The organism is Arthrobacter sp. BF1, assembly GCF_056680215.1.
Genome location: NZ_CM155271.1, coordinates 4,154,523 through 4,180,262, shown reverse-complemented (window position 1 = coordinate 4,180,262; position 25,740 = coordinate 4,154,523). Strand labels below are relative to the sequence as shown.

The 25,740-nt window shown below is 66.2% G+C and carries 27 protein-coding genes; 17 read left to right on the top strand and 10 right to left on the bottom strand.

Features of this window, described 5'->3' with window-relative positions; genetic code table 11:
- Positions 1-43: 43 nt before the first annotated feature.
- The 8 genes from AC1MCD_RS19640 to AC1MCD_RS19605 all read left to right on the top strand — a co-directional run bounded on the left by AC1MCD_RS19640 (position 44) and on the right by AC1MCD_RS19605 (position 7,522).
- Entirely contained in the window at positions 44-1,252 is a 1,209-nt protein-coding gene (locus AC1MCD_RS19640) for a thiolase family protein (RefSeq protein WP_498674494.1), read from the top strand.
- A gap of 2 nt (positions 1,253-1,254) precedes the next feature.
- A complete protein-coding gene (locus AC1MCD_RS19635; RefSeq protein ID WP_498674492.1) occupies positions 1,255-1,914 on the top strand; it encodes a 3-oxoacid CoA-transferase subunit A in 660 nt (219 codons plus the stop codon).
- Positions 1,915-1,916: 2 nt separating this feature from the next.
- Positions 1,917-2,585, top strand: coding sequence for a 3-oxoacid CoA-transferase subunit B (locus AC1MCD_RS19630; protein ID WP_498674491.1), 669 nt, complete (start codon positions 1,917-1,919; stop codon positions 2,583-2,585).
- A gap of 99 nt (positions 2,586-2,684) precedes the next feature.
- Positions 2,685-3,497, top strand: a complete 813-nt coding sequence (locus AC1MCD_RS19625) for an IclR family transcriptional regulator domain-containing protein (protein WP_498674489.1) — start codon at positions 2,685-2,687, stop codon at positions 3,495-3,497.
- A 120-nt stretch (positions 3,498-3,617) separates the two neighbouring features.
- On the top strand, positions 3,618-4,868 hold the full coding sequence (locus AC1MCD_RS19620) for a Re/Si-specific NAD(P)(+) transhydrogenase subunit alpha (protein ID WP_498674488.1): 1,251 nt from the start codon (positions 3,618-3,620) through the stop codon (positions 4,866-4,868).
- Complete coding sequence (locus AC1MCD_RS19615) at positions 4,868-5,188, top strand: NAD(P) transhydrogenase subunit alpha part 2 (RefSeq protein WP_498674486.1); 321 nt, start codon at positions 4,868-4,870, stop codon at positions 5,186-5,188. Before AC1MCD_RS19620 ends, AC1MCD_RS19615 begins: the two co-directional genes overlap by 1 nt.
- Positions 5,185-6,558: an NAD(P)(+) transhydrogenase (Re/Si-specific) subunit beta gene (locus AC1MCD_RS19610; protein ID WP_498674484.1), complete on the top strand. Its 1,374-nt coding sequence runs from the start codon at positions 5,185-5,187 to the stop codon at positions 6,556-6,558. Before AC1MCD_RS19615 ends, AC1MCD_RS19610 begins: the two co-directional genes overlap by 4 nt.
- Before the next feature lie 46 nt (positions 6,559-6,604).
- A complete protein-coding gene (locus AC1MCD_RS19605; protein WP_498674482.1) occupies positions 6,605-7,522 on the top strand; it encodes a diacylglycerol/lipid kinase family protein in 918 nt (305 codons plus the stop codon).
- 61 nt (positions 7,523-7,583) lie between these two features.
- On the opposite strand, the gene AC1MCD_RS19600 is transcribed toward AC1MCD_RS19605, so the two are convergent.
- Positions 7,584-8,423: an ACT domain-containing protein gene (locus tag AC1MCD_RS19600; protein WP_498674480.1), complete on the bottom strand. Its 840-nt coding sequence runs from the start codon at positions 8,421-8,423 to the stop codon at positions 7,584-7,586.
- Between the two features lie 150 nt (positions 8,424-8,573).
- Here AC1MCD_RS19600 and AC1MCD_RS19595 point away from each other — a divergent pair, with 150 nt between their 5' ends.
- From AC1MCD_RS19595 to AC1MCD_RS19585, 3 genes are all read left to right on the top strand, one after another.
- A complete protein-coding gene (locus AC1MCD_RS19595; RefSeq protein ID WP_498674479.1) occupies positions 8,574-9,623 on the top strand; it encodes an FUSC family protein in 1,050 nt (349 codons plus the stop codon).
- Positions 9,624-9,658: 35 nt separating this feature from the next.
- The gene (locus AC1MCD_RS19590; RefSeq protein WP_498674477.1) at positions 9,659-10,408 is read left to right on the top strand and encodes an IclR family transcriptional regulator; all 750 of its coding nucleotides are present in this window, start codon (positions 9,659-9,661) and stop codon (positions 10,406-10,408) included.
- Positions 10,409-10,534: 126 nt separating this feature from the next.
- Positions 10,535-11,725, top strand: a complete 1,191-nt coding sequence (locus tag AC1MCD_RS19585) for a 4-hydroxybenzoate 3-monooxygenase (RefSeq protein WP_498674475.1) — start codon at positions 10,535-10,537, stop codon at positions 11,723-11,725.
- A 45-nt stretch (positions 11,726-11,770) separates the two neighbouring features.
- On the opposite strand, the gene AC1MCD_RS19580 is transcribed toward AC1MCD_RS19585, so the two are convergent.
- From AC1MCD_RS19580 to AC1MCD_RS19555, 6 genes are all read right to left on the bottom strand, one after another.
- Positions 11,771-12,397, bottom strand: coding sequence for a thymidine kinase (locus AC1MCD_RS19580; protein ID WP_498674473.1), 627 nt, complete (start codon positions 12,395-12,397; stop codon positions 11,771-11,773).
- A gap of 88 nt (positions 12,398-12,485) precedes the next feature.
- The gene (locus tag AC1MCD_RS19575; protein WP_498674470.1) at positions 12,486-14,294 is read right to left on the bottom strand and encodes an ABC transporter permease; all 1,809 of its coding nucleotides are present in this window, start codon (positions 14,292-14,294) and stop codon (positions 12,486-12,488) included.
- Positions 14,291-15,358 (bottom strand): ABC transporter ATP-binding protein, encoded by a 1,068-nt coding sequence (locus AC1MCD_RS19570; RefSeq protein ID WP_498674469.1) that lies wholly within the window; start codon positions 15,356-15,358, stop codon positions 14,291-14,293. Before AC1MCD_RS19570 ends, AC1MCD_RS19575 begins: the two co-directional genes overlap by 4 nt.
- A gap of 68 nt (positions 15,359-15,426) precedes the next feature.
- Entirely contained in the window at positions 15,427-16,512 is a 1,086-nt protein-coding gene (locus AC1MCD_RS19565; RefSeq protein ID WP_498674467.1) for an extracellular solute-binding protein, read from the bottom strand.
- Between the two features lie 213 nt (positions 16,513-16,725).
- Complete coding sequence (locus AC1MCD_RS19560; protein ID WP_498674466.1) at positions 16,726-17,160, bottom strand: acyl-CoA thioesterase; 435 nt, start codon at positions 17,158-17,160, stop codon at positions 16,726-16,728.
- 99 nt (positions 17,161-17,259) lie between these two features.
- Positions 17,260-17,763, bottom strand: coding sequence for a GNAT family N-acetyltransferase (locus AC1MCD_RS19555; protein ID WP_498674464.1), 504 nt, complete (start codon positions 17,761-17,763; stop codon positions 17,260-17,262).
- Between the two features lie 199 nt (positions 17,764-17,962).
- On the opposite strand from AC1MCD_RS19555, the gene AC1MCD_RS19550 reads away from it, so the two are divergent.
- From AC1MCD_RS19550 to AC1MCD_RS19540, 3 genes are all read left to right on the top strand, one after another.
- Positions 17,963-18,463 (top strand): MarR family winged helix-turn-helix transcriptional regulator, encoded by a 501-nt coding sequence (locus AC1MCD_RS19550; RefSeq protein WP_498674462.1) that lies wholly within the window; start codon positions 17,963-17,965, stop codon positions 18,461-18,463.
- A 79-nt stretch (positions 18,464-18,542) separates the two neighbouring features.
- Positions 18,543-18,845, top strand: a complete 303-nt coding sequence (locus AC1MCD_RS19545; protein ID WP_498674459.1) for a hypothetical protein — start codon at positions 18,543-18,545, stop codon at positions 18,843-18,845.
- The gene (locus AC1MCD_RS19540; protein ID WP_498674458.1) at positions 18,842-19,747 is read left to right on the top strand and encodes a serine/threonine-protein kinase; all 906 of its coding nucleotides are present in this window, start codon (positions 18,842-18,844) and stop codon (positions 19,745-19,747) included. The genes AC1MCD_RS19545 and AC1MCD_RS19540 overlap by 4 nt, the downstream gene beginning before the upstream one ends.
- Positions 19,748-19,764: 17 nt before the next feature.
- Here AC1MCD_RS19540 and AC1MCD_RS19535 read toward each other — a convergent pair whose 3' ends face one another.
- Together AC1MCD_RS19535 and purB are read right to left on the bottom strand one after the other, a co-directional pair.
- Positions 19,765-20,445 (bottom strand): histidine phosphatase family protein, encoded by a 681-nt coding sequence (locus AC1MCD_RS19535; protein WP_498674456.1) that lies wholly within the window; start codon positions 20,443-20,445, stop codon positions 19,765-19,767.
- A gap of 114 nt (positions 20,446-20,559) precedes the next feature.
- The gene (purB, locus tag AC1MCD_RS19530; protein ID WP_498674454.1) at positions 20,560-22,002 is read right to left on the bottom strand and encodes an adenylosuccinate lyase; all 1,443 of its coding nucleotides are present in this window, start codon (positions 22,000-22,002) and stop codon (positions 20,560-20,562) included.
- Positions 22,003-22,212: 210 nt separating this feature from the next.
- Here purB and AC1MCD_RS19525 point away from each other — a divergent pair, with 210 nt between their 5' ends.
- Entirely contained in the window at positions 22,213-22,512 is a 300-nt protein-coding gene (locus AC1MCD_RS19525) for a hypothetical protein (RefSeq protein ID WP_498674452.1), read from the top strand.
- Positions 22,512-24,026: a hypothetical protein gene (locus AC1MCD_RS19520; protein ID WP_498674450.1), complete on the top strand. Its 1,515-nt coding sequence runs from the start codon at positions 22,512-22,514 to the stop codon at positions 24,024-24,026. Before AC1MCD_RS19525 ends, AC1MCD_RS19520 begins: the two co-directional genes overlap by 1 nt.
- 54 nt (positions 24,027-24,080) lie before the next feature.
- On the opposite strand, the gene AC1MCD_RS19515 is transcribed toward AC1MCD_RS19520, so the two are convergent.
- Positions 24,081-24,506, bottom strand: a complete 426-nt coding sequence (locus tag AC1MCD_RS19515) for a phage holin family protein (RefSeq protein WP_498674448.1) — start codon at positions 24,504-24,506, stop codon at positions 24,081-24,083.
- An 83-nt stretch (positions 24,507-24,589) separates the two neighbouring features.
- On the opposite strand from AC1MCD_RS19515, the gene AC1MCD_RS19510 reads away from it, so the two are divergent.
- Positions 24,590-25,708, top strand: a complete 1,119-nt coding sequence (locus AC1MCD_RS19510; protein ID WP_498674447.1) for a histidinol-phosphate transaminase — start codon at positions 24,590-24,592, stop codon at positions 25,706-25,708.
- Positions 25,709-25,740: the final 32 nt, after the last annotated feature.

The window sequence follows — 25,740 nt, the reverse complement described above, 5'->3', positions numbered from 1 at the left end:
ACTGCTACCTAGTTGGGATCCCACAGAATCAAGAGGAGAAGTTTTGAATCAGGCTTTTGTGTACGACGCCGTGCGCACCCCGTTCGGTAAGTTCGGCTCCGGCCTCGCCGCCGTCCGCCCGGATGACCTTGCCGCCCACGTGATCAAAGAATCCGTCAAGCGCGCCCCGGGGCTGGACCCCGAGCGGATCGACGAAGTGGTGTTCGGTAACGCCAACGGCGCCGGCGAGGAGAACCGCAACATCGCCCGCATGGGCACCCTCCTCGCGGGCCTGCCGGTCTCCATCCCCGGCACGTCGGTGAACCGGCTGTGCGGGTCCTCCCTGGACGCGGCGATCATCGCCTCGCGCCAGATCAACGTCGGCGACGCCGAGCTGATGCTGGTCGGCGGGGCCGAGTCGATGTCCCGGGCGCCCTGGGTGCTGCCGAAGACCGATAAGCCCTACCCGGCCGGGGACCTGACCCTGGCCTCCACCACGCTGGGCTGGCGCCTGGTGAACAAGGCCATGCCCAAGGAGTGGACCATTTCCCTGGGCGAGGCCACCGAACGGCTCCGCGAGAAGTACGGCGTGACCCGTGAGCAGCAGGACGAGTTCGCCGCGAACTCGCACAACCTCTCCGCCGCCGCCTGGGATGAGGGCTTCTACGACAACCTGGTCACCCCGGTCCCCGGCACGGACCTGGTCCGCGACGAAGGCATCCGTGCCGGCTCTTCGGCGGAAAAGCTCGCCGGCCTTAAGGCCGTGTTCCGGACCGAGAACGGCACCGTCACCGCCGGAAACGCGTCCCCGTTGTCCGACGGCGCCTCCGCGGCCTGGATCGGGTCCGAGAGCGCCGCCGGGCTGCTCGGGCTCGAGCCGCTGGCCCGCATCGCCGGCCGCGGCGCGCACGGCAACGATCCCCAGTTCTTCGGCTACGCCCCCGTGGAGGCCGCGAACAAGGCCCTCGCGAAGGCCGGCATCGGCTGGGACCAGGTGGGCGCCGTCGAACTTAACGAAGCGTTCGCCGCACAGTCCCTGGCCTGCATCAACGCCTGGGGCATCGACCCCGCCATCGTGAACGCCCATGGCGGCGCGATCGCCATGGGCCACCCCCTCGGCGCGTCCGGCACCCGGATCCTGGGCACCCTCGCCCGGTCCCTGCAGGCCTCCGGTGAGCGCTGGGGCGTCGCCGCGATCTGCATCGGCGTGGGCCAGGGCCTCGCCGTCGTCCTCGAAAACGTCACCGCCGGTACCGGCACAGGAAAGGCCTAACCATGCTGAATTTTGTTGATTCCGTCAACGAGGCCGTGTCCGGCATCAAGGACGGCTCCACCGTGATGATCGGCGGGTTCGGCAACGCCGGGCAGCCGTTCGAACTGATCGACGCGCTGATGGACTGCGGCGCCAAGGACCTGACCGTGGTGAACAACAACGCCGGCCAAGGCGATCAGGGCCTGGCGCTGCTGATCAAGGAAGGCCGGGTGAAGAAGATGATCTGTTCCTTCCCGCGGCAGTCCGATTCCTGGCACTTCGACGCCAAGTTCCACGCCGGCGAGATCGAACTGGAACTCGTCCCGCAGGGCAACCTCGCCGAACGCATCCGCGCCGCCGGCGCCGGCATCGGCGGGTTCTTCACGCCCACCGGCTACGGCACCATGCTCGCCGAGGGCAAGGAAACCCGCATCATCGACGGCCGCGGCCAGGTGTTCGAAACACCCATCCACGCCGACGTCGCACTGATCAAGGCGCTGAAGGCCGACGGCGTGGGGAACCTCGTGTACCGCAAGACCGCCCGGAACTTCGGTCCCATCATGGCGGCCGCCGCCAAGCACACGGTGGTCCAGGTGTCCGAGATCGTCCCCACCGGCGGACTCGACCCGGAAAACGTGGTCACTCCCGGAATCTACGTCAACAGCATCGTGAAGGTGGCCTGAGCATGAGCACCGCAACTTCCCTCCAGACGTCCGACAAGCCCCTGGGCCGCGACGCCCTCGCCGAACTCGTGGCCCGGGACATCAAGCCCGGCTCGTTCGTGAACCTCGGCATCGGCCAGCCAACCCTGGTATCGAACTACCTCAAGCCCGAGCAGAACATCACGCTCCACACGGAGAACGGCATGCTCGGCATGGGCCCTGCGGCCGAGGGCGACCAGATCGACGGCGACCTCATCAACGCCGGCAAGATCCCGGTTACCGAACTGCCCGGCGCGTCCTATTTTCACCACGCCGATTCGTTCGCGATCATGCGCGGCGGCCACCTGGACATCTGTGTCCTCGGCGCGTTCCAGGTCTCGGCCACCGGCGACCTCGCCAACTGGCACACCGGAGCCCCGGACGCGATTCCCGCCGTCGGGGGTGCCATGGATCTGGCCACCGGCGCCAAGGACGTCTTTGTGATGATGACGCTCCTGACCCGCGAGGGAGCGTCGAAGATCGTGGACGCGTGCACCTACCCCCTCACCGGCGTCGGCTGCGTCACCCGCGTCTACACGGACAAAGCAGTGTTCCTCACGGGTCCCGACGGCGTCACCGTCCGCGAAACGTTCGGCTGCACCCTCGAGGAACTCCAGGAACTCGTACCCGTCCCGCTGAAGGCAGCAGCCTAATCCCGTTGCGGGCCCGCTCCACGCTCCCAAGCTTTATTGGGACGTGCAGCGGGCCCGCAGCCGGTGGCTGAGCCCCCACCCCCTCTAGGATTGGTAACCATGACCAACGCACCGGCAGCCGCGCGCACCGCTCCGCAGGCGAGCGATCAGTACGTGCAATCGCTGGCGCGCGGGCTGGCCGTCATCCGGGCCTTCGACAACGACCATCCGCTGATGACCCTTACCGAGGTTGCGGCGCGGACTGACCTGACCCGGGCCACTGCCCGCCGGTTCCTACACACGCTGGTGGAGCTGGACTATGTCCGGACCGACGGCAAGACGTTTGCGCTGACGGCAAAGGTCCTGCAGCTTGGCTACGCGTACCTCTCCGGGCTGTCGCTGCCCCAGCTCGCCCAGCCGCACCTGGAGGAACTCTCCCTCAAACTGGGCGAGTCCACCTCAGCGGCCGTGCTGGACGGCACGGACATCGCCTACATTGCCCGGGTGACCACGCGGCGGATCATGAACGTCGGCATCACGGTAGGCACCCGGTTCCCTGCCTACGCCACCTCCATGGGCAGGGTGCTGCTGGCCGCCCTGCCGCCCGACCGGCTCCAGGCCTACCTTGTCGCCGCGGAGATCAAGCCGCTGACGCCGCGGGCGCTGGGGACCGTTCCGGAGCTGATGGCGGTGCTGGACACGGTCCGGGCCCAGGGCTGGTGCCTGCTGGACCAGGAGCTTGAGCTGGGGCTGATGTCCGTGGCGGCTCCGGTTTATGACGGTCCCACCAAGGTGGTAGCGGCCGTCAATGTATCGCTGCAGGCCCAGTCCGTGGCGGCCCGGCCGGACCCGGAAGCGTACCTGGCCTCGGTGGCGCAGGAAATAGTGGCCACGGCCAAACTCATCTCCGCGGACCTGACCGCCCGTGGCTGACCGCCACGACTTTTTGTCCAGATATTCGCACTTCCGGGTCCCGCAAGTGCGAATATCTGCACAAAAACTCCCCGGCGCGCTTTAGACTCAAGCCAACTACGTCCGTAAGGGAGCTGGCGGTTGAAACTGGGCATACCGCGGGAACGGCATGAGGGTGAGCGCCGTGTTGCCGCCACACCGGAAACGGTCAAGCAACTAACCGGGTTGGGCCTGGACGTCCTGATGGAAGCGGAAGCAGGCGCCGCCGCCGGCCACTCAGACCACGAGTACGCCCAGGCAGGGGCGCGCATCATCCGGGCCCTCGACCCTGCCGACCTGGACATTCTGGTCCATGTGCGCCCCCTGGAACCCGCGACGGCGGCAGCACTGAAAAAGGGTGCGGTCACCGTGGGGCTGGCCTCGCCGTCGTCCGAGCTGGCCACGGTGCAGGCGCTCGCCGAAGCCGGCGTCACCTCCTTCGCCCTGGAGCTCGTGCCCCGCATCTCCCGCGCCCAGTCCATGGACGCCCTCAGTTCGCAGGCGCTGGTGGCCGGCTACCGCTGCGTGCTGGAGGCCGCCATCAGGCTGCCACGGTTCTTCCCGCTGTACATGACCGCCGCCGGCACCGTCCCGCCCGCCCGCGTCCTGGTGCTCGGCGCCGGGGTCGCCGGGCTGCAGGCCATCGGCACCGCCAAACGGTTGGGCGCCCGCGTCTCCGCCAACGACATCCGGCCGGCCTCCGCCGACGAAGTCGCATCGATGGGCGGCACCTTCATCAAACTGGACCTGGAAACAGCTGAGGCCTCCGGCGGTTACGCCCGTGAACTCAGCGCCGACCGCGGGGCCCTCCAGCGCGAACTCCTTGCCCCGCACGTGGCCCAGGCTGATGTCCTGATAACGACGGCGGCCGTACCCGGCAGGCGCGCCCCGCTCCTGGTGAGCCGCCAAATGGTGCAGGGCATGCGCCCCGGTTCGGTCGTCGTCGACCTCGCCGCGGAGTCCGGCGGCAACGTGGAGGGTGTTGTTCCCGGCGAGGACATCCTGGTGCCCACCGCCGACGGCCAGGGCCACGTCACCCTTGTGGGGCTGAAGGACGCGCCGTCCGCCATGGCCTCGGACGCGTCCCGGCTCTACGCGAAGAACGTGGCCAACCTCCTCGCCCTGATGACCCGCGACGGCATTGTGGCGCCTGATTTCGACGACGTCGTGATCGCAGGCGCCTGTCTCACGCACGACGGCGCTGTGCGGCACCTGCCCACGGCCGAGGCTCTGGCGGCGGTCATCCCGGCGCCGCCCAACCACGCGCCGAGCGTCCAGGACGAGGTCCCGGACATCGGCGTCCCGGTGGAAGCCGCACAGTACAACAGCCTGCAGAACGAGGGGAGAATCTGATGGACGGCATGAGTCTGCTGACTGTCACGGTGCTGGCGGTGTTTGTGGGCTTCGAGGTGGTCTCCAAAGTTTCCAGCACCTTGCACACACCCCTGATGTCCGGAGCCAACGCCATCCACGGCATCATCCTGGTGGGCGCCATTATCGTGGCCGGCCAGGCCGCGGATGCCTGGGTGCTGGCCGTGGCACTCCTGGCCGTGGTGCTGGCCACCGCCAACCTGGTGGGCGGCTTTGTGGTCACTGACCGGATGCTGCACATGTTCCACGGCCGCAAGGAGCCCGTCCGTACCGGAGCAGCAGCGGGGGAGGACCGCAAGTGAGCCTCCTTGATCCGGTGTGGACCTCCCTCCTGTACCTCGCCGCCGCGGTGTTTTTCATCCTGGCCCTCCGCGGCCTCAGCTCTCCCCGCACCGCCCGCCGCGGCAACCTGATCGGCGCCTTCGGGGCGCTGCTCGCCGTCGTCACCGTGTTCCTCTCGGCCAGGCTGGAGAACATTCCCTGGATCATCGCCGCCATCGCGGTCGGGACGGCGGTGGCCGCCCCCGTGGCCCGGCGGGTCAGAATGACGCAGATGCCCCAGCTGGTGGCGCTGTTCAACGGCGTGGGCGGCGGCGCGGCAGCGCTCGTCGCGTTGCTGGAGCTCGGCCACAACGAAGACCCCTGGGTGCGTCTGGCCATCGTCTTCACGCTCTTGGTGGGCGCCGTGTCCTTCGCTGGATCGGGCGTCACGTTCGCCAAGCTCCAGGAACTCATGACCACCCGCCCGGTGATGTTCCCCGGCCTACCCGTGGTGATGGCGGCGGTACTGCTCGCCGCTGTGGGGACCGCCGTCGCCGTCGTCCTCACCGGTTCCCTGGCGCTCGCGGTGCTGCTGATGGTGCTGGGACTTGCTGCCGGCGCACTGCTGGTGCTGCCCGTCGGCGGGGCCGACGTGCCGATCGTCATCTCCCTCCTGAACGCCTTCACCGGCCTTGCGGTGGCAGCATCCGGCGTGGTGCTGGGCAATGTCCTCCTGGTGGTGGCGGGCACGCTGGTGGGCGCCTCCGGCACCATCCTTACGCGGGCCATGGCCGCGGCGATGGGCCGCAGCGTGGCCGGCATCCTGTTCGGCGCGTTCAAGGGAGGCTCGACGGCGGGATCCACCGCCGTGAGCGAACGTCCCGTCAGGTCCTCCAGCGCCGAGGACGTGGCGGTACTCCTGGGCTACGCGCAACGGGTCATCATTGTGCCCGGCTACGGCCTGGCCGTGGCGCAGGGCCAGCACACCGCCGCCGAACTGGCGCTGGCCCTCGAAGCCCGCGGCATCGATGTGGACTTTGCCATCCACCCCGTGGCCGGCCGGATGCCGGGCCACATGAATGTTCTTTTGGCCGAGGCCAATGTGCCGTATGAGTCGCTCAAGGAAATGGGTGAGATCAACTCCGAATTTCGGACCGCAGACGTGGCGTTGGTGGTGGGCGCCAACGATGTGGTGAACCCGGCAGCGAAGACATCGTCCGGCTCGCCCATCTACGGGATGCCCATCCTGGAAGTGTCCGACGCCCGCCAGGTGATCTTCCTGAAGCGCTCCATGCGTCCCGGCTTCGCGGGAATTGAGAACGAGCTCCTGTACGAACCGCAGACGTCCCTGCTCTTCGGTGACGCCAAAGATTCACTGGCGAAGGTGCTGGGGGCCGTGAAAGCGCTGTAGCAAGTAGCCTTTCCATAGGCATTATTCAACTTCACCGAAGGACACCATGACTGCCAGCAACTCCACCGACCTCAAACGCCCGGCCATCATCATCAATCCCGCCAAGCCGGTGGAGGTTGACGTGAAGGCACTCGCGGCCAAGCACTGCTCGGAACACGGCTGGGGCGAGCCCATCTGGCTTGAGACCACCAAGGAGGACCCGGGCGTCGGCCAGGCGAAGGAGGCACTCAAGCAGGGGGCCGACGTCGTTATTGCTGCCGGCGGCGACGGCACCGTGCGGTGCGTGGCTGAGGTCCTGGCCGGCGGGGATGTGCCCATGGGGCTGCTGCCGTTCGGCACGGGCAACCTCATGGCCCGCAACCTGGGGATGGACGTCACAGACTTTGACGGCGCCATGGCCGGGGCTCTGGCGGGAACTGAGCGGAAGATCGATGTGGTCCGTGCCCGCCGGAACGACCCCGACAAGGAGCAGGTCTTCCTAGTCATGGCCGGCGTGGGCTACGACGCCACCATCATGGCCGACACCAACGAGGACCTCAAGGACAAGGTGGGCTGGCTGGCATACGTGGACGCCGGTATCCGGAACCTGCCCGGCAAACCGGTGAAGGCCACCATCGTGATCGACGGCAAGGACGTGGTGCACCGCGGCGTCCGCAGCGTGATGGTGGGCAACTGCGGCAAGGTCCAGGGCGGGCTGGAGATCTTCCCCGACGCCAAAATGGACGACGGCCTGCTGGACGTGGCGGTGCTGGCCCCGCAGGGGAAGCTGGGGTGGTTCTCCGTGATCGCCGGCATGATCGGTAAGGGTCGCGGCAAGGACACCTCGGTGGAGTTTTACCAGGGCAAATCCGTGGAGATCACGCTGGAACACAACGACGACTACCAGTTGGACGGCGACCACGAGGGCGAGGGCAAGCACGTCGTGATGACCCTCGACCCCGGGGCGCTCACCATCCGCATGTGACCCGCCCAACTGGGTAGCGCTATCTGTCGTTTTGAGGCCCCAAAACGACAGATAGCGCTACCTACATGGGGTGGGCCGGGGCCGGGCGGTGCGCCAGGATTTCCGCGAGCTCGGCGAGCCGGTGGGCGCGGGCCGACTCCGCGGGCGTGAACGGCTCGCCGGGACGGACGAAGGTGATGGGTCCGTGCCAGGCGGTGGGGATCTTCAGGAGCGTCCCGGCGTCGTGCTTCTCCAGGACCGCCTCCGACGGCGTCAGGATCCGGGCGCGGAGCAGCTCGGCGACGGCGAGGGGCAGTTCGTCAGGGGCGCTCGCGATCCGGGCCGCGAGGCTGAGCGCCTTGGTCTGCCCGTCTGCCATGGCAAGGGCGGTGGTGGGCCAGACGTGGGAGCTGGAGCCGCCGCCGTCGATCAGCGCGTCCATCAACTGGCGTTCACTGACGTTCCCCGGGGCGGAGAGGACAAACTCGTCCAGCACGCCGCCGGCGACCGGATGGACGTGGATGCTGAGAATGTTGGTGTCCAGGCGGGCCAGTGCCCGGGTGATCTTCTGCAGCGCACCCGGCTGGTCCTGCAGCACCGTGCGCGCCCGCCACAGAGCAGGGGCACTGCCCAGCTTCCTGCGGTGCCGAAGCGCCGGGGCGTGCAGCCAGCCACGGAGGATCCGGGCAGCGGACGGTTCGGCCACCCAGATCACCAGCACGGTGGCAGTCAGGGTGAGGACAAGCACCTTGGCCAGATACGGCAGGTGCGTTTCCACCACCAAGGCATGGACCAGCAGTTCAATCGGGAGCATCACGGCCAGGTTGGCCACGGTCAGCCGGGTCTTGGTGGGTTCGGGCATCAGGCCGCAGACTTCACAGCTCAAATCCGAGGCGGCCGGGTTGCTTGCGGTGGGCTTCATGGCTCAAGCGTTGCGTGCTGGTGTTTCGGTGGTGTTGCCTTGCCGTTCCGAACGTGGGAAAGGTCAGGGACATAGGATTGGGGAGGCTGGTTCTGCCGCTCCAAGGCGGTTACTCCGCCAGGGGCTACCGAAGGAAGAGGCACTCGGAACGTGAAGTTTTTCGCTGAAATGTTCAGCATTGCGCCGAGCAACAACGACCACCAACCGGCCCTGCGCTGCGCCGTCGGAATTTTTCTTCCCCTGATCACCCTGCTCTTGTTCGGCAGGCTGGACCTGGCGATTTTCGCCTCCTTCGGTGCGTTCACCGGAATCTACGGGCGCAATGAACCGCATGGCACCCGGTTTGTGCTGCAGCTGCGGGCAGGCCTGCTGATGCTGCTGGTCATGTTCCTGGCTGCCCTCGCGGCGAGGGCGGGGGCCGCCTGGGGGCTGGACCAGGCGGCGACCACGTGGCTCCTGGTTGTGGCCACCACCCTGGTGGCCGGCGGCTGTTCCGTGGCCATCGCGCTGCTGCGCCTGCGCCCGGCGGGCTCGCTCTTCCACATCTTCGCGTTTGCGGCCATCGCCTCCATCCCCAACCAGCCGCCGGTCCTGGAGGCCATGCTGGTGGCGGTGCTGACCACTGCGCTTTCCTTGGTGATTGGCTTCTCTTCTCGCGTGCTCCCCAAATACCGCACGCCTTGGAAGTGGCCGGCTCCGATCCGGCTGGCCGAGGGCGAGAAACGGGCGGCGTGGCTGGAAGGACTGGGCTACCTTGTGGCCGCCGGGGTGGCAGGCTCGCTGGCCACGCTGGCCGGGCATTGGCTCGGGTTCGGCCACAACTATTGGGCCATGGTCGCAGCGGTGGTCCCCTTGGTCGGGCACAGCACCCGGCACCGGGTCCGCCGGGGCATCCAACGAATCATCGGCACCGTGCTGGGCCTGGCATTGCTCGCCGCCATCCTGCTGCTGAATCTGGCCCCCTGGCAGATCGTGCTGGTCATTGCCCTGTGCCAGTTCGGCGCTGAACTCTTCATTGCCCGCCAGTATGTCCTGGCCCAGGTGGTGGTGACACCGCTGGCTCTGATCTCCACCCTGCTGGTGGTGCCGGCGTCACCCACTATCCTGCTGCGCGACCGCATCATCGAGACGGTGATCGGAGCCGCCGTCGGCGTTGCAGTAGTGCTGGCTCCGGCACTGTGGCGGCGCCGTCGGGTGTAATCTGATGCGAACACCATTGAATGGAAGGAGCGGTCATGGCTAACTCCCTTTCCGGCGACTCGGTGGTGGATCGGGTGGTCCGGGTGATCTCCGCCTTCCCCGAAGGGGTCAGCAGCCTCCAGCTGTCCGAGCTCGCGGACCGGGCCGGGCTGCCCCTGACCACCGCGCACCGGCTGGTCCGGCAGCTGGCTGGGCATGGACTGCTGGAAACGGTCGACGGCGGGGCGGTGCGGCTCGGGCTGCGCCTGTGGGAGTTGGTCAACCGTAATTCGCCCACGCTGGCGCTGCGGCAGGCCGCCATGCCGTTTATGGAAGACATCCAGCAGGTCCTGAACCAGAATGTGAACCTTGCGGTGATGGACGGCTGGGAAGCGCTCTTTGTGGAGCGGCTCTCCCGGCGCGGGTCCGTTGCCAACAGGGCAAGGGTGGCCGGCCGGATGCCGATCCATGTTTCGTCGGCCGGGCTCGCGCTCATGGCCCACCAGGACAAGTCAGTGCAGGCCGCATACCTTGGGCAGTTCCCCGATCCTGGCGACAAGGTGACCGAAGACGCCGTGCGTGCCCTGCTGAGCGAAACGGCCCATCACGGGTTCGCCCAGCTCGCCGGCGTGGTGGATCCCGACACCTGGGGCATAGCCGTTCCCGTGCTGGACGGACGGCAGCGCGCCGTGGCGGCGCTCGGCGTCGTGGTTCCCCTGCGGGAGATGCGGCTGCAGGCCTTGGTGCCCGCTTTGCAGACGGCGGCGCGGGGCATCGCCCGAGGGCTCAGCGACGCCGGAATCTGAACATCGATTCCGTTGAACGGAATCAGTGTTACGTCAATCACTTGTCACGCTGCACACTGATAGCCAGACGAACCCGACCAGGCTCTGCAGACAGTCAGAGCCCCCGCAACGAAGCGAGGACCAGCCATGGCACAACGTAAAGTCATCACCACCCAAGTGGCCATCATGGGCGCCGGCCCCGCCGGCCTGATGCTCTCCCACCTCCTGGCCAAGGCCGGCATCGAATCCACCGTCATCGAGGTGCGCAGCCACAAGGAAATCTCCGAAACGGTCCGCGCCGGAATCCTGGAACACGGCACCGTCAACCTGCTGGTGGACAGCGGGGTCTCGGACCGCGTGCTGCGCGACGGCGACCGGCATGACGGCATCGAGCTGCGTTTCAATGGCGAAAGCCACCGCATCGATTTCAAGGACCTCGTGGGCGAATCCGTCTGGCTTTACCCGCAGACGGACGTCTTCCTGGACCTCGCGGCGCGCCGGAAGGCCGACGGCGGCGACGTCCGCTACAGCGTCACGGACACCACCGTCCACGACCTTGAGGGCAAACCGAAGGTCTGGTTCACCGACTCGGACGGAGTCGAACACGAAATCCAGGCGGAGTTCCTGGTGGGGGCGGACGGTTCACGCAGCCACTGCCGCTTCCAGATCCCCGAAGCCCATCGCAAGTGGTACTTCCACGAGTACCCGTTCGCCTGGTTCGGCATCCTGGCGGAGGCCCCCCGGAGCTCCGATGAGCTGATTTATGCCAACTCGGACAACGGTTTTGCCCTGATCAGCCAGCGCACTGAGACGGTGCAGCGGATGTACTTCCAGTGTGATCCCAAGGAGAACGTGGCCGAGTGGGATGACGACCGGATCTGGGCTGAATTCCGCGGCCGGGTCAACGGCAACGGCTTCGAGCTCAAGGAGGGCCCGGTCATCGACAAGATGGTCCTGCCGTTCCGCAGTTTTGTGCACACCCCCATGCGCTACGGAAACCTGTTCCTGGCCGGCGACGCCGCCCACACGGTTCCCCCCACAGGTGCCAAGGGCCTGAACCTGGCCATCCACGACGTCAAGATGCTTTTTGAGGGCCTGGAATCCTTTTACGGCAGCGGTTCCACCGCCCTGCTGGACTCGTTCGGCGACCGGGCCTTGGAGCGGGTATGGAAGGCGCAGCAGTTCTCCTACTGGATGACCACCATGCTCCACACCCCCGCCGATGCAGACGACTTCTCCCGGGCCCGCCAGCTGGGCGAACTCAACTCGGTAGTCTCGTCGAGGCACGGCATGGCCTACCTGGCCGAGGCGTACACCGGCTGGCCCGGGGTCAGCTGAGACCGTTGGGCTGACGCGGGGCTCGGCTAAAGGCCGAGCCGCCCGTTAGGCGCCCAGGCGTCCGCCGGATGCCTCGAGATAGCAGGAACCGCACAGGGATTCGTACCAGACGTCCTGGCCGTCGATGGCAACCTGGTCGCCGTCGAAGACCACGTCGTTGCCTACGCGCCGGGTGTTGAAGATGGCCTTGTGTCCGCAGCGGCAGATCGTCTTCAACTCCTCCAGCGTGTGTGCGACCTCCAGCAGCCGGCGGGATCCGGGGAAGGCGTGCGTCAGGAAATCCGTTCTGATGCCGTAGGCGAGGACCGGCACGTTGTCCAGGATGGCGATGCGGAACAGGTCATCCACCTGGTCAGGGGTGAGGAACTGCGCCTCGTCCACCAGCAGGCATGCCACCGGCTTCTGGTCCACGTGCTCCAGTAGGGCGTCGGGGTCATCGCCCGCTGCGTGGGCGGCGAAGAGTTCCCGGACGGACGTTTCGGGGGCGATCAGGAAGTCCACGGACCGTGTCATGCCCAGCCGGGACACGATATCGGTGTCACCTTTGGTGTCCACGTCGGGCTTGGCCAGCAGGACGCGCTGGCCCCGCTCCTCGTAGTTGAAGGCGGCCTGCAGCAGTCCGGTGGACTTGCCGGAGTTCATGGCGCCGTAGCGGAAGTAAAGCTTGGCCAAGTGGGTCCTTTCATAGGGTCCGGCTATCGATCCTATGCTTTTGTGTCCCGGGGATTCTCGTGGGGACCCCAAACGCGGGCCAGCCGGGTTACGGCCTACCGGCGGGCAGCGGTGCAGCATCGGGCACGGGGGCGGCCTCTGCGACGGTCACCTTGGCCGTCGGACTCCCGCGGCGCTTCCCGGAAGTGCCTGCGCCGCGCCTGCTGGACCGGCCGTAGACCAGGTACATGGTCAGCCCGGTGATGATCATGAGCAGGACTGTGTAAACGAATGTGTTTGCCACGCCCTCCACGCCTTCGGCACCGTCAGTGTTTGCTTTGATGACCAGGCCCAGCGGCTGGACCAGGGGGTGCGCCAGGAAGATCGCCGTGTCGTAGTCATCCAGCATGCTGTTGAAGTTCAACGCGGCGATGGCTGCGGCCGCCGGAAGCACCAGGGGAAGCAGGATCCGCCGGAAGACGTACAGGGTCTTCGCGCCCATGATGGCGGCGGCTTCCTCCAGCGAGGAGTTGACGGACGCGAACGATGCCTTGAGCATGCGGAGCGTGAAGGGGATTTTGACCGTCACGAACGCGATCAGCAGGATCACGGTGGTTCCGGTCAGGACGGCGCCGCCCACCAGGGGGTTGGGGTGGTCGTAGCTGAGGATGAGGCCCAGGGCGAGCAGGGCCGAGGGCAGGATCCAGGGAATGTGGAGGAGGTATTCGAAAAGGGAGCTGACCCAGTTGCGGTACTTCTGCAGCAGGCGGGCCACGAACAGCAAGCCGCCCACGGCAATCACTGCTGCGAGGGCGCTGTAGATGACGCTGATGACGAAGGGGCGGAGGCCGGATTCCTTGGTCAGCACGCGAGTGTAGTTGTCCAGCGTCAGGCTGCCCGGTGTGAGCTGCCCGGTCTGGATGGCTGCCCCGTCAGCGAACGAATACAGCACAATCAGCAGCACCGGCAGGCTGTAGACGGCGAACAGCAGGTAGGCGGTCACATGCACCACAGCATTGGCCGCCGGGTTCGTGATCTGCTGCTTCTGCAGGGCGGAGGACACTTTTGACACGGAGTAGTAGGTGCCGCCCTTCTCGAGCCGGGTCATCACCGCCAGCATCAGAATGGTGGCCACACCCAGGATGACAGCCAGCAGCGCCGCCAGGTCCCGCGACGTGGGGCTGTTGGTGAAGGTCAGGATCATCGGCGTGATGGTCTGGAAGTCGCGGCCGCCCAGGACCTGCGGCGCGCTGAGCGCCCCCAGCCCGGTCAGGAAGGACAGGATGGTGACGGCGAACAGCGTGGGCTTGAGCATGGGCAGCACCACCCTGCGCAGGATGGTCCAGTCAGAAGCCCCAAGGTTTTTGGCGGCCTCGATGGTCTGGTAGTCCACGCTCTTGAGCGCGTTGGCAACAAACAGCATGTGGTTGGTGGTGGTGGCGAACGTCATCACCACCAGCACGGCGAAGAACCCGGAAAACCACGCCGCGTCCATGCCGGGGAACACCTTCAGCAGCAGGGCCGTGACGATGCCCTTGTCCCCGTAAATGAACTTGTACCCGGCCGCCAGGACGATGCCGCCGTAGATGAACGTGGACGCGTAGCCGAGGAAAAGGATCCTGGAGCCGCGGATCTTGAAGTAGTGCGTGACCAGCACAATGAAGATGCCCACCACGTTGACCGTGACGGACAGCGCCACGGCGAGCAGGAAGCTGTTGCCGAGGGACTTCATGGCGCGCTGGGAGGAGAAAAGCTTCTCCGCGGCCCGCCCGGAGAAGCTGCCGTCCGGGAAGAACGTGGCGAGCAGGACGTTGAGGTTGGGCCAGACCAGGAACGCGGCGATGAACCAGGTCAGCACCGTTCCCACGATCAGGACGAACGGGGAGCGGAGCATGCTTTTCGCTGAGGTCGTGCTCATGGCATGACCACAGCCTGGTCCTGCCTCTCCAGGGCCTTGCCGGTGTCCGGGTGGTACTGCAGCACGTGCGCGGGCTGGACGTACACGGTGGTTTCCGCGCCCGCCTCCGGGTGCGCGGCGCCGTCTTCCTTGACCAGCAGCCGGAGGTCCGCGCCATGGCTCCGCACAATGTAGCGGCTGTGGAGCCCGTGATACGTGCGTGAAACCACTTTTCCGGAAAGCCCGACGGCGGCGCCTCCGTTTGCGGGCGGGGTCAGTGACGCCTTTTCCACCCGAAGATAGGACTTGGCTGCGGGGCTGAGCCCCGCACCGGAGAGCCTGTTGAGCTCAGCAATGAACTCCGGGGTCAGCGGCGAACTGTCACCGATGAAGTTGCAGACAAATTCGGTGGCGGCGTCATCGTAGATCGACTGTGGCGTGCCCACCTGTTCCACGACGCCCTTGTTGAAGACGGCCACCCTGTCGCTCATGGCCAGGGCTTCGTCCTGATCGTGGGTGACGTACACGGTGGTGATGCCGAACTCGCTCTGCAGGTCCTTGAGCTGCTGCCGGAGCTGGTGCCGGAGCTTGGCGTCCAGGTTGGACAGCGGCTCGTCCAGCAGAAGGATCTTGGGCCGCAGCACCAGCGCCCGGGCCACGGCCACGCGCTGCTGCTGGCCACCGGACAGCTCGGCGACGTTCTTGTGCAACTGCTCATCGCTGAGCTCCACCCGGCGCGCGATATCGCGCACCAGGTGGTCCGTCTCCGCGGATTTTTCCTTCCGCACCCGCAGCCCGAAGGCGATGTTCTCCCAGACGCTCATGCTGGGGAACAGGGCATAGTTCTGGAACACCATGCCCACCTGCCGCTTGTCGCTCGGTAGCCGGGTGACGTTTTTCCCGTCCACATGGACGGTACCCGCAGAAGGTTCGATGAAACCCGCCAAGGTGCGCAACGCCGTCGTCTTCCCACAGCCGGAGGGGCCCAGCAGGGTGAAGAACTCTCCGGGTTTGACGTGCAGGTCAAGGTTCGGGATGGCTACGAAATCGCCGAAGGTGACTTCGATGTTGTCTAGGCGGATCATGGGTACCTGTCTGAGGGAGAGCCGGCTGGCCCGGCTGCGGTGCGGGACGGTGCGCGCTGTGTGGGCTCCTACTGCATGTATTCGAGCTCGATCTTCTCCACCCAGGAGCCCATGTTCTCCTGGACGAATCCCCAATCGATGTCCTGCTGCTTGACGGTCGAGAAGAACTTCACCACGTCGGGGTTGGCCTGGGCCGCGGCAGTCTTGTTGACGGGCATCGAGTTGAACTGCTTGGCAAAGGCGCCCTGCACGTCCGCGCTGCCGAACCAGTTGATGAACTTCACGGCCTCAGCTTTTTTCTTTGTTCCCTTCACAAGGGCAATCTGCTCAACGGCGAGCGGAACGCCGACGGAGGGAACCACGGTTTCCGCGTTGACTTTGAAGGACTTTTCACGCTCGGCGATGATTGAGGACGGCATCTGGCCCATGTCCACTTCACCGGAGGCTATCCGTGCGAAGAGGTCGGTCTTGGCTACAGCGGGGCTGCCGTTCTGGAAGTACTGCTCAACCTGCTTCCAGCCTTCGGCGGAGATGCCCAGGTCGCCGGAGTCGTCCTTGTAGCGGGAGAGGATGCCGGCGAAAACCAGCTGCGCTGTTGCGGTTCCGAGCCCTGTCACGCGCTCGTAGCGGGACTTGAACGCGTCCTTGGTCCAGAGGTCAGTCCAGTCCTTTGGGGCGGCGTCGGCACTGAACTTGTCCGCGTTGTAGCCGAGGAGGATGGCCTGCTTCACGAGCGGCCAGTAAGCCTTCCCGTCACCGGCGTCCCCCACAGCCGTGTCCACTTCGCCCGCCCAGGCGGGTTCAAAGGGGTCGAGGGCACCGGCTGCCTTAATCTGCGCGAAGTACATGTTGTTCAACCCGAAGGCGACATCGGCGATGGGGTTGTTCTTCTCGGCGATGAGTTTGTTCGTGGCATCTGCGCCGCCGGCTCCCACCACTTCGATCTTGAAGCCAGCCTTGGCGGCCTCCGCGGTCCACCATTCGCCGCGGCCTTCGCCGTTGGAGTTTGTGTAGACCACCAGCGTCTCGCCGGAAGGAACAGTGGACGTGGACGACGGCTCGCCGGACGCGGCGGGGGTTGCCGTTCCGGCGCCACAGCCGGCCAACAGGGTGACGGCGACGGCGGCGGCCATCAAAGTCTGCAGTTTACGCACGATCAGGACTCATTTCTGAACTTGGCTCGGAGCATTGTCCGGCAAGCCTATAGCTGGACTCGACAGATGAGGGCGTTAAAAGCTATCGATTCGATAAACAGCCCGGCTGTCTAGTCTGGTCCTGTTGCCGGAACACTCAGGGCACAGTGCGTAAACGTGCGGTGAACGTCGGGAGGCGGGCGGACCGGAGCGCAAAGGCGAGTCCCGCCGTCGTCAGTCCTGGTTGAGTGTTTCAGTGAGGTGGTGCGTCGGGATCCTGTCCCGGTCATAGGTGATTTCGGTGTAGCCGTGCGGCTCTGGCTGGCCGGCCGGGCTGAGGTTCACAAAGACGATCTGCTCAATGGTGAGGATGCTCTGGCGCGTGATCATGTTGCGGACTTCTGCCCGCATGGTCAGCGAGGTGCGGCCGAATCGGGTGGCCGTCAGGCCCATCTCGATCAGGTCCCCTTGGACGGCAGAGCTGACGAAGTTGATTTCGGAGATGTATTTTGTCACCGCACGCCCGTTGCCGAGCTGGAGGATCGCGTAGATGGCCGCTTCCTCGTCGATCCATTTCAGCAGGCTGCCGCCGAACAGCGTGCCGTTGGCGTTGAGGTCCTCGGGCCGCACCCATTTGCGCGTGCGGAAGGTGATGTCTGCTGATTCCATAGGGCGAGGTTAGCCGACAGGGCTTCCGGTGCGCAGTGTCGGGGCCTGTGTGACGCCCCCGTCCGCCGCCCCCTGCCGCTCCGTGGGCTGCGTCCAGTCTCAGGCCATGGCCGTGTGGGCTGCGCTGTGCGAGTCGATGAGTTTGGCGTAGCAGTACGAGTGCTCCACGCCGGCGTAGGCGCCGAAGTTTGGAACGGGTGCAAACCCGGAGTTCTCGTAGAAGTTCCTGCCGTCGGGCTGAGCGGAGCCGGCTTCGGCCTTGATCCGCGTGATTCCCTGTTTGTGCGCCTCGGCCTCCAGGGCGGCCAGGATGGAACTGGCCACGCCCGAGCCGCGCGTGTAGGGGAGTACGTAGAGGCGCTTGATCTCCGCCGTGGCATCATCCAGGAGCCTAAGACCTCCGCAGCCCACGGGCTGGCCGGACCCTTTGTCGTAGGCCACGAGGAAGACGGCGCAGTCGGCGCCCGACGGCGGGACCCCGGGTTCGTGATCAGGCGTGCCGAAGCGGGCGTCGAGTTCGGCCTGCTGGGCCCGGCGCAGATCGGCGCCCACGGGGTTGGCCCAGGTCACGGCCCTGATGTTGAGACGCGGGTTGGTCTGCATGACTGCCTCGATTCGCCGAAAGGTTATGCCTGACAACGGTATTGGCCGGTGGTTACGCCGGTGTTTCCTCGCCGTAAGCAATGAGAGAACAGCGGAACGGCTACCCATCGGGAGGCGAGATCTCCCCGTTCGATCCGTTGGCGTCTGACTCGGCAAACACTCTCGATGGCCTAGTTATCAGGCGGTCTAAGATGATTCCATGGGCTCCAGAAACGAAGGTTCCGGGTATTGGTATGGGCCGGACGGCCAGTTGGACTACAGCGCCGCGGTGCTGAAGTCCCTCCGCGACTACCGCACCGCCGAGACGACCGTCCGACGCTCCACCCGCGACTCCATGGGCATGGGGGAGACCGACATCCTTGCTCTGCGCTACCTCCTGCGGGTCCAGGCGTCCGGGGGCACCGTGGTGCCGAAGGATCTGAGCCAGTTCCTTGGTATCACCAGCGCCTCCACAACGTCCCTGATCGATCGCCTGGTCGCGAGCGGCCACGTCCGGCGGGAGTCCCATCCGACCGACCGCCGGTCGGTTGTGGTGGTACCGACCGCTGAATCCGACCATGAGGTCCGCGAGACGCTGGGCGAGATGCACCGCCGGATGATGTCCGTGGCCGAGGGTCTTTCAGCGGAAGAGGCCCGTGTGGTGGTTGAGTTCCTGGAGCGTATGACCCGTGCCATCCAGGCGGAACACCGGGACACGTAGGATATATAGCTAGACCGACTTACTAGTTCGACTAGTAATATGTATGCTTATGACTAGTCCGGAAAGTCCAGAGGGAGTCATGAGCGCCATCTACGCACGTTTTGAGGCAGGGCCACCCGGTCGTGCCTCCGCAACCGCCGCAGACCGGGGCGATTGGCCCGTTCACTGCGCCACGGAGATGGAAATAGTGGTTCCGGCCATAGGCGGCACCACCGTCGACTACACGTTTGAGCCGGAGGAGGGGCCTGTCCGGCTGCCTCCCGTTTGGCGCTGCAGCTGCGGCTTCCAACTCGATGTGTGGGCGACCGGCTGGACGGAGCCGGCAGAATCGCTGACTCCGGAGCAGCGCGTTCCGGTCCTCACTGGCACCGTCCCGGCATGACCGCCCTTTTGGTTGCGCCCCTGGCAGTGGTGCGCACGGCCGTGGCGCCCACGCCTGCCACGATCGCCGATGAAATCGTGGTGGGCGGCCGCTTCCACTTGAGGGAGCGTCTGGGTCGTGGATCCATGGCCGAGGTCTTCCGTGCCGTGGACCTGGCGGGTGGCCGCGCCGTCGCCGTGAAGATTGCGGTTGACGGCTCTCCCAAGCACCGCGGGAGGATCGCCAACGAAGCCGCCGTCCTGGCCAGTCTTGACCACCCGTCGGTCATCACCTTCTTTGAGGACGGAACCATGCCGGTTCCAGGCCAACTGCCAGGCCGGGCCTACATTGTGGAGGAACTGGCACTTGGCCCCAGCCTTGCTGAAGTAGCCCACGGCCCGTTGCATTCCCCGCGGCAGGTTGCGGCCTGGGCCGCCGGGCTTTTCGACGGTCTCAGCCACCTTCACGGCCGGGGCCTGGTCCACCGGGACATCAAGCCCGCCAACCTTATGCTCAGCGGGCTGCGGCGAAGCCCGGTCCGGATCGTGGACTTCGGCATCGCGGCTGCCGCCGGTGCGGCGCCCGAGCCGGGCATGTCATCCGGAACTGTGCACTATATGAGTCCGGAGCAGGCCTCAGGTGGTGCCGCCCAGCCGTCCTGGGATGTCTACGCCTTGGGCCTGGTCCTCCTGGAACTCCTGACCGGGGAAAGGGCGTACACCGGCACCGCTGTGGAATCCCTTGTGGCACGGACACTGCGAAGCCCTGTGGTTCCAGCTTCGTTGGGACCCGGGTGGGGTGCGTTGCTGCGTGCAGCCACTGCCATGGACAGTGCTGCACGCCCGTCCGCAGCGGAAGCAGCGGTCATGGCCCGGCGACTGGCCGCTACCGCGCAGCCGGCAAGCCTCCTTCACCGACGCTGAAGGGCGCTTTCCGGCTGTTACGGGCCGGCCACGTCCGTGCCTGTGGGGTCCTCGGCTGTGGGGTCCGCAAGGGCCAGGCCGCCGATGGGGCTGCCGTCCCAGTGAATCAGTTTCCACCCCGAGTCGGGATCCCCTTCCAAGGCCACGATGCCGGTGTTGGCCAGTACATGGCGGGCGGCGAACTCGTGATCGGCTCCAGAGGCGCGCAACCCTGCCCACGTGCGGATAGCGGCGCCATGGCTGACCACGGCGACGACGGCGGAGTCCAGGCCGCGGGAGGCGCGATCGGCAACCCTGGCGATGTCGGCGTCGTACCTTTCAAAAAATTCATGGCCGTCCGGGCCTGCAGGCATCCGCCGGTCAAGGTCACCGGCGGCCCAGGAAAAGACCGTGGTCATGTACCGCTTATGGGCTTCATGGTCGGTGAGCTTCTCCAGGGAACCCGCCTCGATTTCGTGCAGGCCGTCCAGCACTTCCACTTCGATGCGCTGCAGCCTGGACAACGGGGCAGCCGTGATCTGGGTCCGCACCAGCGTGGACGCGTACAGGGCGTCAATTTGTTCGTTGGCCAGGGACCGCGCCATGGCCGCCGCCTGCCGCTCGCCCAGTTCGGTGAGCCCCGGCCCCGGGTGGGCGGTGTCCAGTTGGCCGAGTACGTTGCCGGGGGTTTGTCCGTGGCGGATGAGGAGCAGCTTCATGACTCCAGTTTCGCACCTGCCGGCCGCGGGTTGCCGTAACCGGAAAACAAAGGCGCCGGGCCCTTGGGAGCCCGGCGCCGCATGTGTACTTTTTGTTTGTTGGTGAAACGCGCCCTACTTCAGGTGGTCCACCAGCTGGTCCGCGATGCCTGTGTACTTGCCGGGCGTGAGGGCGAGCAGCCGCGCCTCGGCGTCCTTGGACAGGCCCAGGCTCTGGACGAACTCCTGCATGCGGGCGGCGTCCACGCGCTGTCCGCGGGTGAGGTCCTTGAGCCGTTCGTACGGGTTTTCCATGCCTTCGACGCCGGCAATCGCCTCGGCACGCATCACCATCTGGATCGCTTCGCCCAGGACCTCCCAGTTGGTGTCGAGGTCCGCGGCGAGGACGTCCTCGGCCACATCGAGGCGGTCCAGGCCCTTGGCGACGTTGGAAATCGCGAGCAGGGAGTGGCCGAATGCCACGCCGATGTTGCGCTGGCTGGAGGAGTCGGTGAGGTCGCGCTGCCAGCGGGAGGTCACCAGGGTGGAGCCCAGGACGTCGAGGAGGCCGGAGGAGATCTCCAGGTTGGCCTCGGCGTTTTCGAAGCGGATCGGGTTGACCTTGTGCGGCATGGTGGAGGATCCGGTGGCGCCGGCAACGGGGATCTGGGCGAAGTAGCCGATGGAGATGTAGCTCCAGATGTCGGTGCAGACGTTGTGCAGGATCCGGTTGAACCGTGCGACGTCCGCGTACAGCTCGGCCTGCCAGTCGTGGCTCTCGATCTGGGTGGTCAGCGGGTTCCAGGTCAGGCCGAGGCCCTCCACGAAGGACTTCCCAACCTGCTGCCAGTCGGCGCCCGGGACGGACGCGACGTGCGCGGCGTAGGTGCCGGTGGCGCCGTTGATTTTGCCCAGGTATTCAGTTTTGGCGATCCGGTCCAGCTGGCGGGTCAGGCGGTGCGCGATGACTGCCAGTTCCTTGCCCAGGGTGGTGGGCGTGGCGGGCTGGCCGTGGGTGCGGGACAGCATGGGAACGGCGCGGTTGTCCTCGGCCATCTTGCTGATCTGGGCAACCAGGGCACGGGCGGCGGGCAGCCACACGTCCTCCACAGCACCCTTGACGCCCAGGGCGTAGGAGAGGTTGTTGATGTCCTCGGACGTGCAGCCGAAGTGGACCATCGCGGTCAGGTTCTCGATGCCGATGCCTTGGAGGCGGCGGCCGATGTAGTACTCCACGGCCTTGACGTCGTGGACCGTGACGGCTTCGATTTCAGCCAGTTCGGAGACGGACGCCGCATTGAATTCCGTGACGATGGCGCGGAGCTGGTCCTGCTGGTCCTGGCTCAGTGGGCTTGCTCCGGGGAGGACATTGTTGCTGGTCAGGTGGATAAGCCATTCGACTTCCACCGCCACGCGGTCACGGTTGAGTGCCGCTTCGGACAAGTAGTCAACGAGGGGTGCGACGGCGGACTGGTAGCGGCCGTCCAGCGGGCCCAGGGCGATCGGCTCCGGCGACGCGGCGAGAGCCAGGCGTCCGGAGGGCGTGCGGGTGTCAGCTGTGGCGGCAGTTTCAGGCATGTGCTGATTCTTTCACGAACTCCGGCCGCGGCTTAAGTGGGGGCTCAAGCGGGGCCTCCAGCAGGGCCTCATACGGGAGGTTCCGGGTGACTTGTCCACATAGCCGACGGCGGTGCTTCCGGGGCGCCGGTGGCTTCCGTAGCGTCGGGATCAGGAGCCAGGCATCACGTAATCCGGCAGGGAATACCACGCACCAGCAGAGGGGGACGCATGAACAGCGAGCTACCGGGTCCCGACGCGGGACGCATGGCGCGAGCCGATGAGATCCAGCGGTTGGCGTCCCGGGTTGCCCGGTGCGCAGAAGAGGTGGAAACAGTCTTGGCAAGGATCCGGGACATTCAACTACTCGAATGGCAGTCGCCGGCCGGCCGGGCCTACCGGAATTCGGTGAGCCTCCAGGCGGCCGCGTTGGGAAGGGCGCGCGGACAGCTGACGGCAGCCATGCTCGCCGTGGGCCGCCACGCGCGTGAGGTCGCGGCGTCGGGCGGCTCTGCAGCCGGACGGTACTGATGGCCGACGTGACGCCATCGGGCAGTGGCGGGCCCATCGGGCTGACCGGGCCAGCTGTGGACGGCGGGCTGGAAATCAGGGGCGGCCTTGGGGGCATCACCTTTCAGCTGGAGGAGCTCATGGTGGGGGCCTGCAGGATCGATGACCTTGCGGATGAGTTGGCCGCAGTGGAAGTGGAGGTTCACCGCGTCTGGGGAGAACTGGGGGCCTACCAGAACGATTCGCGCCCCACCGGAACGGAAGCACTGCTGCGTGTCGGTGAGGCGCGGTGGAGTGTCCAGGCCGTGCGTGACGAACTGCAGGACATCAGCAGGCAGGTCCGCGCCAGCAAACAGGACTACGAAGCTGCGGAGGCATGGGCTGGTTTCGCGCGCGGACTCGGTTTTGGGCTGACCGGCATCGAAACGCTGGGCCGGCAGGCGGGAGACCTTAAGTTGGGCTTGGCGCCCAACAGGGAAGTGGCCGAACTCATCGCCGGGCCGCTGGCCATGGCGGCCTTGCTGGCCCTCTCGCGGGAGCGCTTCTTCCTTGCGCTTGCTGTGGACCTGGCGGCAGGTAGGCACATTGCCGCAGCCGTTCCATTACTCACCGGCGTGTTCGGCCGCAGGGTCCCCGCCGTGCAGCCACGGCCAGTGGTGGTTGACCGCCAGGAGTCATTGCCCATCGGGTTCGATGGCTCGCCCGCCGCCCTGCTGGAACGGGCCCGGATCATCGATGAGCGGGGTGATGGCTACGTCGAGGTCATCGAGGTGGATCACGACGGCCAGAAGGCCTACGTAGTGGTCATTCCCGGAACGCAGGCCGGCGGGGAAGCGGGCGGGAACAATCCGTTCGACGAGGCAGGCATCGCAGAGGGGCTGGGCCACCGTTCCGCGGAAGTTAACGCAGCCATCCTGGAAGCATTGCAGACCGCCGGCGCGGAGAAGGGGGCGCCGGTGGTGGCCGTCGGCTACAGCCAGGGTGGTATCCATGCCATGAACCTCGCCACCAACGAGCTGTTCCTCAATCACTACGACATGAAGTATGTGCTGACGGCAGGCTCGCCGGTAGGTGGAATCGTTCCCGCCCCGGACGTCAGTTCGCTGCATTTGGAGCACAGGCAGGACTGGGTCCCCGGGGCTGATGGGACACCGAACCCGGACGCCAGGCAGCGGGTCACCGTGACGCTCAGCAACCCCGTGACCACGCCGGACGGCGTGGACCCAGGCCTTGGGCCGGGTCATCGGCTGAGCAACTACACGGAAGGAGCGCGGCTCGTGGCAGAGAGCGATGATCCATCCCTGATGGCGTCAACTGCCGTCCTTGCCGGCGTGCTGGGGGCCGGCGGCACCGCGACAGCCACACGCTTTGCCCTGACCAGGGCCAAGCTCCCGGACGCGGCGCCTGTACGCGGCCCGTTGCCGACGCCCACACCCCAGGCTGCGCCATCACCGCCATCCTCGCAGCAACCTCCCCCGTCTCCACAGGAGCGGGGTGATGCTGCCACACCGTCACCACAGCCGACGCAGCGCTGAGGCATTGAGGCGCGCGGTCGGTTAAGTCAGGCGGCCGGCCTAAGGGCCGCAGAGCTACCGCCTGCCGCCCGGCACCCGTCCCGCCACGAGTGAGATGAGGGTAATGATGATGGCCGCGAGGACCGCTGTCCAGAAGAACGAGTCGATGGTGAAATGCACCGGCGTGTAGCTGCTGAGCCATGACGTCAGGTACAGCATGGCGGCGTTGATGACGATCGTAAACAGGCCCAGCGTGAGGATGGTGATGGGCAGGGACAGGAAACTGACAAGGGGGCGGACAAAGGCGTTCACCACGCCGAAGATCAGCCCGATGAACAAATAGGCCAGGATGATGCCGATGGTCTCGGTGCCCTGCGTTACGCCCGTGTTCGCCACAGCCTCGGTAGTGGCAGAGGTGGAGATATCAAGGCCAGGCAATATCCAGCTGGCAATCCAGAGGGCCAGCCCGTTGATCAGTACCCGAACAATGAAGGAGCGCATGGGTTCATGCTGTCACACCGCCCTGTGAGCTCCCCGGGCGCCAGCCAGCTCCGCCCCACATCGGGAGAAGTAGGCTAGTTTGCATGACGTCATCAGAGATCCTGCCTGGGGAAATCGGGCCACGCCCCGTGGTGGGCCGGCTTCCCCGCTACGCCGCAGGAAAGCCCCCCGTCGCGGTGGACGGGCTGGCCAGCTACAAACTCTCCTCCAACGAGAACCCCCTGCCACCGCTCCCGGCAGTGCTTGCGGCCATCGCAAACCAGACAGACTTCAACCGCTACCCGGACCCCCTCAGCAGCAAGCTGCGCGGAGCGCTCGCCGAGTTCCTGGACGTGCCGGCGGAGGACATCGTCACCGGCGCCGGAAGCCTCGGTGCCCTCAACCAGCTCCTTTCCACCTTCGCCGGGCAGAACGACGACGGCAAGGCCGACGAAGTGATCTATGCGTGGCGCTCCTTCGAGGCCTACCCCATCAGCGTCGGCCTGGCAGGCGCGGAAAGTGTCCGGGTCCCCCTGCTGGCGGACGGACGCCATGACCTCGCGGCCATGGCTGAGGCCGTCACGGTGCGCACCAGGGTGATCCTGCTCTGCACGCCGAACAATCCGACCGGGCCCATCCTGACTGCCGCCGAAACGGAACGGTTCATCGAGTCCGTCCCGTCGGACGTTGTGGTGGTCATTGATGAGGCCTACCAGGAGTTCGTTCGCGCCGAGGACGCAGTGGACGGCATCGACCTGTACCGCAGATACCCCAATGTGGTGGTCCTCCGGACCTTCTCCAAGGCCCACGGACTCGCCGGCCTAAGAGTGGGGTACAGCGTCTCAAACCCGGGCTTGACCCAGTACCTGCGGGTGGCGGCCACGCCGTTCTCCGTGTCACAGATCGCCGAGCAGGCCGCGATCGTTTCCCTGCAGAATTACCCCCAGGTTGTAGAAAGGGTACAAAGCATTGTGGACGAGCGTGACCGAGTCACCTCAGGGCTGCGTGAGTTGGGCTGGTTTGTTCCTGAGGCGCAGGGCAACTTTGTCTGGCTGGACCTGGGCGAGAACAGCGAGGAATTCGCCGGGCTTGCGGGGGAGCAGGCGCTCTCGGTGCGTGCGTTTGGCTCCGAGGGTGTTCGTGTCAGCATTGGCGAACCGGAAGCGAACAGCCGGTTCCTGGCGCTCTGTGCAAACTATACAAAGCCGCCACGGCGTTCCTAGCGCTTAACGTGCGCTTGGACGGGGACCTACTG

What these genes read in the sequence shown, in the direction of transcription:
- purB (WP_498674454.1), bottom strand. Translation starts at nt 22,002, where the DNA reads ATGCCTGAAACTGCCGCCACAGCTGACACCCGCACGCCCTCCGGACGC.
- AC1MCD_RS19560 (WP_498674466.1), bottom strand. Translation starts at nt 17,160, where the DNA reads ATGGAATCAGCAGACATCACCTTCCGCACGCGCAAATGGGTGCGGCCC.
- AC1MCD_RS19550 (WP_498674462.1), top strand. Translation starts at nt 17,963, where the DNA reads ATGGGCTCCAGAAACGAAGGTTCCGGGTATTGGTATGGGCCGGACGGC.
- AC1MCD_RS19545 (WP_498674459.1), top strand. Translation starts at nt 18,543, where the DNA reads ATGAGCGCCATCTACGCACGTTTTGAGGCAGGGCCACCCGGTCGTGCC.
- AC1MCD_RS19570 (WP_498674469.1), bottom strand. Translation starts at nt 15,358, where the DNA reads ATGATCCGCCTAGACAACATCGAAGTCACCTTCGGCGATTTCGTAGCC.
- AC1MCD_RS19575 (WP_498674470.1), bottom strand. Translation starts at nt 14,294, where the DNA reads ATGAGCACGACCTCAGCGAAAAGCATGCTCCGCTCCCCGTTCGTCCTG.
- AC1MCD_RS19540 (WP_498674458.1), top strand. Translation starts at nt 18,842, where the DNA reads ATGACCGCCCTTTTGGTTGCGCCCCTGGCAGTGGTGCGCACGGCCGTG.
- AC1MCD_RS19585 (WP_498674475.1), top strand. Translation starts at nt 10,535, where the DNA reads ATGGCACAACGTAAAGTCATCACCACCCAAGTGGCCATCATGGGCGCC.
- AC1MCD_RS19625 (WP_498674489.1), top strand. Translation starts at nt 2,685, where the DNA reads ATGACCAACGCACCGGCAGCCGCGCGCACCGCTCCGCAGGCGAGCGAT.
- AC1MCD_RS19600 (WP_498674480.1), bottom strand. Translation starts at nt 8,423, where the DNA reads ATGAAGCCCACCGCAAGCAACCCGGCCGCCTCGGATTTGAGCTGTGAA.
- AC1MCD_RS19515 (WP_498674448.1), bottom strand. Translation starts at nt 24,506, where the DNA reads ATGCGCTCCTTCATTGTTCGGGTACTGATCAACGGGCTGGCCCTCTGG.
- AC1MCD_RS19630 (WP_498674491.1), top strand. Translation starts at nt 1,917, where the DNA reads ATGAGCACCGCAACTTCCCTCCAGACGTCCGACAAGCCCCTGGGCCGC.
- AC1MCD_RS19590 (WP_498674477.1), top strand. Translation starts at nt 9,659, where the DNA reads ATGGCTAACTCCCTTTCCGGCGACTCGGTGGTGGATCGGGTGGTCCGG.
- AC1MCD_RS19520 (WP_498674450.1), top strand. Translation starts at nt 22,512, where the DNA reads ATGGCCGACGTGACGCCATCGGGCAGTGGCGGGCCCATCGGGCTGACC.
- AC1MCD_RS19615 (WP_498674486.1), top strand. Translation starts at nt 4,868, where the DNA reads ATGGACGGCATGAGTCTGCTGACTGTCACGGTGCTGGCGGTGTTTGTG.
- AC1MCD_RS19535 (WP_498674456.1), bottom strand. Translation starts at nt 20,445, where the DNA reads ATGAAGCTGCTCCTCATCCGCCACGGACAAACCCCCGGCAACGTACTC.
- AC1MCD_RS19525 (WP_498674452.1), top strand. Translation starts at nt 22,213, where the DNA reads ATGAACAGCGAGCTACCGGGTCCCGACGCGGGACGCATGGCGCGAGCC.
- AC1MCD_RS19555 (WP_498674464.1), bottom strand. Translation starts at nt 17,763, where the DNA reads ATGCAGACCAACCCGCGTCTCAACATCAGGGCCGTGACCTGGGCCAAC.
- AC1MCD_RS19605 (WP_498674482.1), top strand. Translation starts at nt 6,605, where the DNA reads ATGACTGCCAGCAACTCCACCGACCTCAAACGCCCGGCCATCATCATC.
- AC1MCD_RS19510 (WP_498674447.1), top strand. Translation starts at nt 24,590, where the DNA reads ATGACGTCATCAGAGATCCTGCCTGGGGAAATCGGGCCACGCCCCGTG.
- AC1MCD_RS19635 (WP_498674492.1), top strand. Translation starts at nt 1,255, where the DNA reads ATGCTGAATTTTGTTGATTCCGTCAACGAGGCCGTGTCCGGCATCAAG.